Raw genomic sequence first — 11,308 nt, forward strand, 5'->3', positions numbered from 1 at the left:
AGTACAAAGGAGGATGTACCCACGATGACAAAACGACTGCCAACCCTGATCTTCATCGCGATGCTGCTAGGCGTGCTCGTCGGCGCTGCCGTGCACAACATGTCGCCGGACGCCGCAACCGCGAAGTCGATCGCCGATCACCTGTCGATCCTGACCGACGTGTTCCTGCGGATGATCAAGATGATCATCGGCCCGCTGGTGTTCGCCACACTGGTTTCCGGCATTGCCAGCATGGGCGACGGCAAGACCGTCGGCCGCATCGGCCTGAAGGCGATGGCCTGGTTCATGGCCGCGTCGATCACGTCGCTGCTGCTGGGCCTGCTGATGGCCAACCTGCTGGCCCCGGGCCACGGCATGAACCTGCCGCTGCCGGCCGCCGACGCCGCGTCGAACCTGAAGACCGGCGCGCTGAACCTGCGCGACTTCATCGCCCACATGTTCCCGAAGAGCTTCGTGGAGGCGATGGCCACCAACGAAGTGCTGCAGATCGTGGTGTTTTCGCTGTTCTTCGGCTTCGCGCTGGGTACCCTCAAGGACGGCGTGGGCAAGCCCGTGCTGGCCGGTATCGATGGCCTGGGCCACATCATGCTCAAGGTCACCAACTACGTGATGGCCTTCGCGCCGCTGGGCGTGTTCGGCGCCGTCTCCGCCGTGATCTCGGCGCAGGGCCTGGGCGTGCTGGTGGTCTACGCCAAGCTGCTGGGCAGCGTGTACGCGGCGCTGGCACTGCTGTGGCTGGCACTGATCGCGGGTGGCTACTTCTTCCTGGGTCGCGACGTCTTCCGCCTGATGCGCACGCTGCGCACGCCGCTGATGATCGGCTTCGCCACGGCCAGCAGCGAATCGGCCTACCCGAAGGTGATCGACCAGCTGACGCGCTTCGGCGTCAAGCCGCGCATCACGAACTTCGTGCTGCCGCTGGGCTACTCGTTCAACCTTGACGGCTCGATCATGTACACCTCCTTTGCCGCCCTGTTCGTGGCGCAGGTGTACGGGATCCAGCTTTCGCTGACCCAGCAGATCACCATGCTGCTGGTGCTGCTGGTCACCAGCAAGGGCATCGCCGGCGTGCCGCGCGCCTCGCTGGTGGTGGTAGCCGCCGTTCTGCCGATGTTCGGCCTGCCCGAAGCCGGCATCCTGCTCGTCCTCGGTATCGACCATATCCTCGATATGGGCCGGACCGTGACCAATGTGCTTGGCAATGCCATTGCCACGACCGTCGTCGCCAAAAGCGAAGGCGCGATCGGCGCGCCGGAACTCTCCGAGGAGGCAGACACCTCCGAGGACAGCAATACCGGCCTGACACCCGCTCAGGTCCTGGCGAGCAAGTAAGACATTGCTCCCAGGCGTGCCAGGGCCCGGTTACCGATCAGGTAACCGGGCCTTTTTGCTTTTTGGCGGCTGTAGCGCCGGGTGTGGTAAAACGTCGCCTTGCCGATGGCTCGCATCACCCGAATGCGTGAAAGCATTCGATAAATGCCCTATACAGCACTCATTGGCGCCCGTATCACCGATTCCGCATGATTGCCCCCCTTGAATCCATCCCCGTTCCCGGCCAGTCCGAGGGCGGCGGTATGCCCTCGCCATGGCGTCGCGTCGCGCCGTTCGTCGCCCTGCTCGCGCTGGCCGCCCTGGTCACGCTGGCCGGGTGGCTCGGCTATCGCTATACGTACGACACCGCGCTGGCCCGCCAGGCCGAGCGCGGCCAGGTGCAGTTGCGGCTCTACGCCCAGGCGCTGGAAAGCGAGCTGGCGCGCTACGACTACGTGCCGAGCCTGCTGTCGCTGGACGCGCGGATCGACGGGCTGCTGCGCGAGCCGGGCGACCCCGCGCGCGTGGCGCAGGCCAATGCCTATCTGGCGTCGCTGAACATCCGCGCTGGCACGCGCGTCGTCTATGTGCTCGACGCCCGCGGCAAGGTGCTGGCAACTAGCAACTACCAGCGCCCCGACAGCTACCTGGGCGAAGACCTGAGCTTCCGCCCCTATTTCCGCACGGCCATCGACGGCCAGCTCGGGCGCTTCTACGGCGTGGGCACCACGCGCAGCGAATCCGGCTACTACCTGTCCGCACCGCTCGGCGACCGTGACCGGCCTCAGGGTGTGGCCGTGGTCAAGATCGGCCTCGAACCGCTGGAGAACCGCTGGCAGGGCAACGACAGCCAGATGCTGCTGACCGACGAGAATGGCGTCGTGATCCTGGCCTCCGATCCATCATGGAAGCTGGCCGCCATGCGGCCGCTCTCCGCCGACCAACGCGCGAAGCTGGACCGCAGCCTGCAGTACAACCGCGCGCCGTTGCCGCAACTGGAACTGTCCAAGGTCCGCGCGCTCGGCAGCGGCCCGGCCGAGGGCGGCGACGCGCTGATGCGTCTGCGCCAGGGCCCGCCAATGCTGGCCCAGCATCTGGCGCTGGCCGGCACGGACTGGAATCTCACCCTGCTCACCAACACCTCCCAGGCACGCGTGGCCGCGCTCAACAGCGCCGCGCTGGCCGGCGTGCTGTCGGCCTTCGTGTTGCTGCTGGCCGCCGCCTGGAACGTGCGGCGTCGCATCATCAGCGAACGGCTGGCCGCGCGCGCCGCGCTGGAAGCGGCCAACAGCGAACTCGAGCGCAAGGTGGCCGAGCGCACCGCCGATCTGTCCTCCACCAACCAGCAGCTTCATGCCGAAGTGGCCGAACGGATCCGCACCGAAACAGTGTTGCGCCAGGCCCAGGACGGCCTGATGCAGGCCGGCAAGCTCGCCGCCGTAGGCCAGATGTCGGCCGGCATCGCGCACGAACTGAACCAGCCCCTGACCGCGCTGCGCACGCTGTCCGGCAACACGGGCAAGTTTCTGGAACGCGGCGACTACGCGACGGTGCAGCACAACCTGGACAAGATCGTCGGACTGGTGGAACGGATGGGTCGCATCACGGGCGCGCTCAAGTCGTTCGCCCGCAACCCATCGGCCAGCCAGCGCAGCGTGGCGTATCTGGGCGACGCGGTTGAAAACGCGCTGTTCCTGCTGGAAACGCGTGTGGCGGCCGTGGCGCCGCGCATCGAGCGCCAGATCGACGCGCGCCTGGCCGTGGCCTGCGATCCGAACCGCCTCGAACAGGTGCTGGTCAACCTGATCGGCAATGCGCTCGACGCGCTGCGCGACCGCCCCGATCCCCTGCTGTCGTTGCACGCCTACGAAACCGGCGAAAACGGCGGCATGGTGCATCTGACGGTGCGGGACAACGGCCCCGGCCTCTCCGAAGCCGCGTTCGCGAAGCTGTTCGAACCGTTCTTCACTACCAAACCCGCGGGCGAAGGGCTCGGCCTTGGGCTCACCCTGTCGGCCGGCATCCTCAACGAGAACGGCGGCAACCTGAGCGCGATCAATCACCCCGATGGCGGCGCCTGCTTCACGCTGGCACTGCCGCAGGCGCGCGAGACACTTCGCCATGTCGGCTAACCCAATCGAAGCGCCCCTGGACGCCGAGGCAACGAGCCCCGTGCTGACCGTGCTCATCGTCGAGGACGACGCCGACGTGCGGCTCGGCTGCGAACAGGCGCTGCGCCTCGAAGGCCTTGCCACACGCGCGGTCGGCAGCGCCGAAGCCGCGCTGCGTGAGGTCGATGCCGGCTACCCGGGCATCGTCGTCAGCGATATCAACCTGCCGGGATCGGACGGCATGGCGCTGTTGCGCGAACTCGCATCGCGCGATGCCGCACTGCCCGTCATCATGATCACCGGCCACGGCGATATCACGCTGGCCGTGCAAGCCATGAAACAGGGCGCCTACGATTTCATTGAGAAGCCGTTCTCGCCAGAACGGCTCGTGGCCACCTGCCGGCGCGCGCTGGAGAAGCGTCGCCTGGCGCTCGAGGTGGCAGACCTGCGCGCCCGGCTGGCGGGGCAGGAATCGCTCTCCGCGCGCCTGATCGGTCATTCGCCCGCCATCGAGCGCCTGCGCCAGATGATCACCGGCCTCGGCAACACCACCGCGAGCGTGCTGATTCATGGTGAGACCGGCACCGGCAAGGAACTGGTGGCACGCTGCCTGCACGAAGCCAGCGCGCGCCGGGCGCGGCATTTCGTGCCGATCAATTGCGGCGGGCTGCCCGAGCAACTGTTTGAATCCGAGATCTTCGGCCATGAAGCCGGCGCGTTCACGGGTGCGGCCAAACGCCGCATTGGCAAGATCGAACACGCTGAAGGCGGCACACTGTTTCTCGACGAAATCGAGAGCATGCCGATGCAGATGCAGATCAAGCTGCTGCGCGTGTTGCAGGAGCGCGTGGTGGAGCGGCTGGGCTCGAATCAGGCGGTGCAGGTCAACGCGCGCGTGGTGGCGGCCACCAAGGCCGATCTGCGCGCGGCAGCCGACATGGGCCAGTTCCGCGCCGATCTCTATTACCGTCTCAATGTCGTCACGCTGGAGCTTCCGCCGTTGCGAGAGCGCCGGGAAGACATCCCGCTGCTGTTCGAGCACTTCGTCGCGCAGGCCGCGCTGCGATTCGAACGCGAGGCGATTCCGCCCACGCCAGCCGAGATGGCCGGATTGATGGCCTACCCGTGGCCCGGCAACGTGCGCGAATTGCGCAACCTCGCCGAGCGCCATGTGCTGGGGCTGGGATGCCGGCCAGGCGAAGGCGGACACGATATGGCGCCACCTGCGGCCTTGCCGCTGGCGCAGGCGGTAGAACAGTTCGAACGTGCACTGATAGCAGACGCACTGCGCCGCCATGATGGCAATCTGACACGCGCCGGCGAGTCGCTCGGTATTGCCAAGACCACTCTTTTCGACAAGGTCCGCAAGTACGGACTTTCGTCATGAGAATGTGGCAATTTACAAAATGCCATCTTGATGGGAACTGGTGGCCACGCGGGGAGTCTCTGCAATCGTCATGTGAAGAACGTCTGATACATATCGCAACATGATCATTGCACTCACCTGTCCACGCGATCCGCGCAGCGTACGTTAAACGACAAAAGTGTGACCCCAGTCATGACTCAGGCTGTGACGAGTGCGTATCAAGGGGCCATACTAGTGACGTTTTCGCAGAGATGCGATTTGATGGTGTAGTCAGGTACCAAGCAGCGCAAGACTGCAGGCACCGAAAACGTGCACGGCATCCTGTTGCCGTGGCATGTCAGGTAGCAAATGCAAAAGCAACAAAGACCAGCCGGGGAGCGGGTCGCACGCATCAGGGTCAGTAAAAATTCGACAGCCCGGTATTAAACCGGCGTGGCGTGTCCGAAGGCGCCACGGCGTGCGCGTTGCGCGCCGAGCTGCTGATCGATACTACGGGTGATTGGATGAAACTGGATCCAGAACTGGCCGAAAAGCCATACTACAGCACGCGCACCGCAGCAAAACTCCTGAACGTCTCGTTGGGCACCGTCCAGAAGATGGTCGAACGGGGTGAGCTTGGCGCCTGGAAAACCAACGGCGGCCACCGCCGTATCCACAAGGAAACGGTGCACCGGTTGCTCGCCAGCCGGTCCGCGCCCGACGCGGCGATGGAGCACGATCTCGATCTGCTGGTCTTCCATCCGAACCATGTGGAAGCACAGCGCATCAGCGCGCAGCTTGGCAAATGGTCGTTGCCGCTCAAAAGCCAGGTGCTCGAGGACGTAGTGGACACGGTGATCACATCGGTTGATTCACGTCCGCGCGTGGTGCTTTACTACGTTGAAGAACTCAATGACGCGCAATCGGCGACGATCGAGAAGCTGCAGAATTTCTTCTCGCGCCAGCACGTGGTCTTCGCGGTAATCACGAACCGCCAGGCCTACGACGGCGTGGCTGACGCGCTCCAGCAATGGGGCATCATGGTGTTCCTCAAGACACCGTCGCTGGAAGAGATCAAGGGATTTCTGCGCGCCCAACTGATGATGGGACGCGTGGGCGCCTGACCCGCCTGATTCCCGATACGACAACGGCCCGGACGCAAGTCCGGGCCGTTGTGCCATTGGGGGCGCGCCAATTGTCACGCCATGCGCCTGGTGTCAACGATGCCTCAGGCCAGGGCGACTGCCTTCCCGAGAACATCGCTCATCGCACCGGGCATGGCGATATCCGGCTTCATCATCCATCCGTAGAGATCACGCGGATCTGGCGGCAATGCCACGAGCTCGATGAACTGGCCTGCGTGATGCGCGATGGCCGCCGCATGGAGCCAACGTAACGCCGAGTAGTCTTCCAGCGCGAACCCAACGGAATCGAAGATCGTCACGTCATCCGCACTGACACGCCCCGGCACCGCGCCCGACAACACTTGCCACAGCTCACTGACCGGCGCCTCCGGCCACTGCTGGATTTCTCCTTCGATACGCGACTGCGGCGCGTACTCCACCATGATCCGCGCGCGATGCAGGATGTCGACGTGCAGCTCGGTTTTGCCCGGGCAATCACCACCCACGGCATTGAGATGCATCCCCGGCCGGATCATGTCCGGTGTCAGAATCGTTGCGCGGGTCTTGTCCGCCGTTACCGTGGTGACGATATCGGCACCGTCGAGCGCCTCTCGCACCGAACGTGTCGGCACGATGCTCAGCCCCGGCACTGCCGCGAGGTTGCGCATCAGCCGTGCGGTGGCATGCGCGTCGATGTCAAAGGCGCGCACTGTTTCGATACCGAGACCTGCATGGAAGGCCAGCGACTGGAATTCGGCCTGGGCGCCGTTGCCGATCAACGCCATGGTCCGCGCGCCGGGCCGCGCCATGGCACGCGCGGCCAGCACCGACGTCGCCGCGGTGCGCAAAGCCGTGGCCAGCGTGAGATCGGCCAGCAGCAACGGAAATCCGGTCTCCACTTCGGCCAGCATGCCGCACGCCATCACCGTCGGCAGCGCGTGTCGCGCGTTGCGCGGATGTCCGTTGACGTACTTGAACGCGAACTGGACACCATCGCTGACAGGCATCAGCTCTATCACGCCCAGCGGTGAATGGCTGGCCAGCCGTGCCGACTTCTCGAACGCATCCCAGCGCAGGAAATCCTGCCGCACACAGTCCGCCATCTGCATGATGGCCACCGGGACACCGATGCGCCGCACCAGCGCCGCAACGTCACCGGCATCCAGGAATCGCGTCATCCCGGTTTCTTTCAGTGCGTGCCTCATGCTCGACTCCTTTCATGCCGCGGCCGCACGCCGCACGGACGTGCTGACGCGGTCCAGACGCAACGTCATGCAATACGCGCCACCGCCCGACATCATGTACGGCGACAGATCCACCTCGAGCACCCGATAGCCGCGGCTGCCCAGCTCGGTACGCAGATGTGGCGTGGTGCGCGTCATCACGACGGTGTCGCCGCGATTGACCGCGTTCACGCTGAAATGCCGCAGGTCGTCCTCGGTGGCCTCGATGCGCTGCGCGGCCGGAACGCGCGCGCGAATCTCGCGCAGCGCGGCAGGACTGAAGGCGGGTGGGTAGTACAGGACTTCGCCGCCGGCCAGGGGGCAGAAGCAGACGTCGAGGTGATAGCTCTGTTCGGTGGCAAGCTCCAGCGCCACGACTTCCTGACCGAAGTGGCGCGCCATCGCATCGGCGGCTTCACGGGAGGAACGCGGTCCGAAGCCGGCCCAGAAGTGGCCGCGCGACGCATCCCAGATGCAGTCGCCCGCGCCTTCCTGATAGCAACCCTCGGGCAGCGTCTCGACGCTGTCGATCAGGCCGCGCGCGCGCAGGTCTTCGAAAATCGCGGCGAACGGCGCCTCCTCGCCACGCCGCTGCGGATAGCGAAAGCGCGCCAGCACGGCCTTGCCATCGAGCACGACAGCCGCGTTGGCCGGGAACACCATGTCAGGTTGACCCGGCGCGCCTTCCATGACTTCAACCTGAAATCCGGCCCTGCCGAGCGCTTCCCGCAGGGCGTCGAACGACGCCATCGCGCGCCGATGCATGCCACGCGGGTCGCGAGCCCACGCCCCGGGGTCCATCCAGGGATTGATGCTGTAGGAAACGTCGTAGAAGGTGGGCGCTACCAGGAGGATGGTCGGGCAGTCTGTCACGGTGGGGGCTCCTTGATTTCACTCTCGTGTTCGGTGAGTGAATTCTGGTGCCCTCGCACGTCAAAAAACAGCTAACAAACTGACCAGATTGCTATCCTTCGTAGCCGATATGCGAAGCAACCATGCACAAAATGCCAGCGAGACAGCCGACTCCTGCTACACGGTGCGGCCAAGCGCCTTTATCGCCATCCCGCGCAACCGCTCACGCTGGGTTTCCTCATGCAGCACGTGGCTGCTGGGCGCCATCAGGTCGCGCAGCGACACAATGCCCACCAGCCGCAGCGTGGTCTCGTCCTCGACCACTGGCAGCCTGGCCACGCTGAGTTCGGCCATGCGTCCGGCGGCGGCGCGACCGGTCTGTGCGGGCAACAGCACGGCCGGACCGGCGTTCGGATTTTCGGCATCGGCAAGCAGATCGCCACAGGTCAGTCCGGCATCGTCGCCGGCATGTGCCGCGACAATTGCCGCGCGCTGGAGCATACCGATCACCCTGCCGTCCCGGAGCACCGGATAGGCGCGATGCGCAGCATGATCACCGAAGTATCGCGGAAGCGCCTCGGTGACGGGCAGGCTGGCGTCGATCGACACCACGTCCCGCGTCATCAGTTCGCCCACATGCGCGCGTTCCAGCGGATCGACGCCGTACTCGCGATAGATATGCAGTCCACGGCGCGCGATCTTCTCGGTCATGATCGACCGCTTCATCGTCAGCACCGAGAAACCGTAGGCCACGGCCGTCGTCAGCAGCAGCGGCAACAGCGCCTCGCTATCGTGCGTCAGGCCGAAGGCGAACACGATGGCCGTCAGCGGCGCGCCGAGCACGCTGCCAAGCACACCGGCCATGCAGACCAGCGCCCACAGACCCGGCGATCCGCCCGGCAGCATCGGCGCCAGCACCACGCCAAGACCCGCGCCAAGCATCAGCAACGGGGCCAGTACCCCGCCCGAGGTGCCCGAGCCGAGCGCCGCGATCCAGATCACCGCCTTCACGGCAAGCAGCGCCACCGCCGCTTCCACGAGCAGCCGGTTGTTGAGCAGGTCGCCGATCACGTCGTAGCCCACGCCGAGTGCGCGCGGCTCGAAATAGCCGCCGATCCCGACCACCAGGCCACCGATGGCCGGCCACCACATCCAGTGCAGGCGCAGATGGTCGAATGCATCCTCGGTGCGATACAGCGCGAGCGTGAGCCCCGCGCCAAGCGCGCCGCACAGCAGCCCCGCCAGCACGCACGAACCGAGCGCCAGTGTGCTGGCCGGCGCGGTCTGCAGCGGAAACAGCGGACCCGCTTCGAACACGAACGGCCGCAGGAACCCGGCCACGGCGCAGGCCAGCGCCACGGGCAGCAGGCTGCGCGGGCGCAGTTCGAACAGCAGCAGTTCGATGGCCAGCAGTACGGCCGCCACGGGCGTGCCGAAGATCGCCGTCATGCCTGCGCAGGCGCCGGAAACGAGCAGCGTCTTGCGCTCGGCCGCCGTCAGGTGCAGGTACTGCGCCAGCAGCGAGGCGATTGAGCCGCCGGTCATGATGATCGGCCCTTCCGCCCCGAACGGGCCGCCGCTACCGATCACGATGCCCGACGACAGCGGCTTGAGCACCGCCACCTTTGGCGACATCTTGCTCTTGCCAAACAGCACGGCCTCGATCGCCTCGGGGATGCCGTGGCCGCGGATCTTGTCGCTGCCATAGCGCGCCATCAGGCCGACGATCAACCCGCCGATCGCAGGCACCACGATCACCCAGGGGCCCAGCGAGTGTCCAGCCGGCGAGCGATCGGCAAACGACAGCGTCTGGAAAAAGAACAGGTTGGTGAAGAAGTGGATCAGGTTGACCAGCACATAGGCGGCGCCGGTGCTGATAGCACCGATGCCGAGCGCGATGGCGGCCAGCATGGGCAGGCGGCCATTGACGGCGTAGTCGCGTTTTTCGACGGTGTGAACTTCCGTATGCATGAGCGGGGGCGGCTTCTTTTTCGGCAGGATTGCCGGCCGGCGGAATATATCACGCCATGATATATTGGCGGGCCTCGCTCCTGTAGCGTGGTACGCTGCGACGCGCCCCGCGCACAGCAAAAACGCCCCCGTTGCGCCCCCAACGCCCCAACCGCCCCCGCTTTCGATGCCAGCAGCATTCGACTTATCCACTTCCGTTGCCGGAACACGTGCGTGGTTACGCACTTTCGTCCCCATGCCCATCGCGGCGAGCCGCCGCGAGCGCATCAAGAGCTGCATCGGCGCGCTGATCGGCCTGTTCCTCACAGAATGGATCTGCCGCCACTTCCTGCAGGGCTTCAACCCGTGGTTCGTGGCGCCGATGGGCGCGTCGGCGGTGCTGCTGTTCGCCGTGCCGGCCAGTCCGCTGGCACAGCCGTGGTCGATCATCGGTGGCAACCTCGTGGCCGCCACGGTCGGCGTGGCCTGCGCGCGCTGGATTCCGGAGCCGGGGCTGGCCGCCGGCGTGGCCGTCGCGGTGGCTATCGCGCTGATGTTCCAGCTTCGCTGCGTGCACCCGCCCAGCGGCGCGGTGGCGATTACCGCCGTGTTTGGCGGACCTGCCGTGCAGGCGCTCGGTTTCGGCTTCGTGGTGGCGCCGGTAGCGATCAACTCGGCGCTGCTGCTTCTGACGGCGCTGGCGTTCAACAATCTCATGCAGCGCCGCTATCCGCACCGGCCGCCCGAGCCGCCCTCCCAGCACCTGACCAAGGATGTGCCCCCCAGCCGGCGCGTGGGCTTCACACGCGCGGATCTGGATGCGGTGCTGGCTGCACGCGGTGAATTCCTGGACATCGAGGAAGACGATCTCGAGGCAATCCTGGTGGCCGCCGAACTGCGTGCCTACTCGCGCCGCTTTGGCGATGTGCGTTGCAGCGACATCATGTCGCGCGACGTGGTGGCCGTGCGCCCCGGCCAGCGCGCGGCCGATGCCGCCGCGCTGCTGGCGCGCCACCACATCAAGGCGCTACCTGTGGTGGACGGCAATCGCCGCCTGCTCGGCATCGTGACGCAGAGCGATTTCTTCCGCGCGCATCGTTCGAACTCGCGCCGTGTCAACGGCACCGTGCGCGATCTGATGACGCGCGTGGTGGTGACCGCGCATGTCGACCAGCCAATGGTGGAACTGGCGCACGCGTTCTCCGATGGCGGGCTGCACCACGTGCCCGTGGTCAATGCAGACCGGCACGTCGTGGGCATGGTGACCCAGTCGGATCTGGTCGCTGCCCTGCTGCGCCGGGACACCACCGCAGCCTGAGTGATCGAGGGGAAACCCGGACGCCTCATCGAATTCCGCTATGCTATCGGCGTTCTTATAAAGTGGACGCCCCT

8 protein-coding genes are annotated in these 11,308 nt (G+C 65.8%); 5 read left to right on the top strand and 3 right to left on the bottom strand.

The window, feature by feature from the left end:
* The first annotated feature begins 24 nt into the window (after window positions 1–24).
* From RN01_RS08660 to RN01_RS08675, 4 genes are all read left to right on the top strand, one after another.
* Window positions 25–1,332 (top strand): dicarboxylate/amino acid:cation symporter, encoded by a 1,308-nt coding sequence (locus RN01_RS08660; RefSeq protein WP_024569017.1) that lies wholly within the window; start codon window positions 25–27, stop codon window positions 1,330–1,332.
* A gap of 242 nt (window positions 1,333–1,574) precedes the next feature.
* Complete coding sequence (locus RN01_RS08665) at window positions 1,575–3,443, top strand: ATP-binding protein (RefSeq protein WP_017512377.1); 1,869 nt, start codon at window positions 1,575–1,577, stop codon at window positions 3,441–3,443.
* Window positions 3,433–4,809 carry a sigma-54 dependent transcriptional regulator gene (locus RN01_RS08670; protein WP_017512378.1) on the top strand — a complete coding sequence of 459 codons (1,377 nt, stop codon included), beginning with the start codon at window positions 3,433–3,435 and terminating at the stop codon, window positions 4,807–4,809. The genes RN01_RS08665 and RN01_RS08670 overlap by 11 nt, the downstream gene beginning before the upstream one ends.
* A 482-nt stretch (window positions 4,810–5,291) precedes the next feature.
* Window positions 5,292–5,891 (top strand): helix-turn-helix domain-containing protein, encoded by a 600-nt coding sequence (locus tag RN01_RS08675; protein ID WP_011515447.1) that lies wholly within the window; start codon window positions 5,292–5,294, stop codon window positions 5,889–5,891.
* Between the two features lie 104 nt (window positions 5,892–5,995).
* Here the strand turns inward: RN01_RS08675 and RN01_RS08680 are convergent, their stop codons facing one another.
* The 3 genes from RN01_RS08680 to RN01_RS08690 form a co-directional block, all read right to left on the bottom strand.
* The gene (locus RN01_RS08680) at window positions 5,996–7,096 is read right to left on the bottom strand and encodes an ornithine cyclodeaminase (RefSeq protein ID WP_017512380.1); all 1,101 of its coding nucleotides are present in this window, start codon (window positions 7,094–7,096) and stop codon (window positions 5,996–5,998) included.
* A 12-nt stretch (window positions 7,097–7,108) separates the two neighbouring features.
* On the bottom strand, window positions 7,109–7,987 hold the full coding sequence (locus tag RN01_RS08685; protein WP_017512381.1) for a dimethylarginine dimethylaminohydrolase family protein: 879 nt from the start codon (window positions 7,985–7,987) through the stop codon (window positions 7,109–7,111).
* Window positions 7,988–8,143: 156 nt separating this feature from the next.
* A complete protein-coding gene (locus RN01_RS08690; protein ID WP_017512382.1) occupies window positions 8,144–9,937 on the bottom strand; it encodes a chloride channel protein in 1,794 nt (597 codons plus the stop codon).
* A 166-nt stretch (window positions 9,938–10,103) separates the two neighbouring features.
* Between RN01_RS08690 and RN01_RS08695 the strand changes: the two genes are divergently transcribed.
* Complete coding sequence (locus RN01_RS08695; RefSeq protein ID WP_024569020.1) at window positions 10,104–11,234, top strand: HPP family protein; 1,131 nt, start codon at window positions 10,104–10,106, stop codon at window positions 11,232–11,234.
* Window positions 11,235–11,308 lie beyond the last annotated feature (74 nt).

Source organism: Cupriavidus sp. SHE (assembly GCF_000812445.1).
Taxonomy (GTDB): Bacteria; Pseudomonadota; Gammaproteobacteria; order Burkholderiales; family Burkholderiaceae; genus Cupriavidus; species Cupriavidus metallidurans.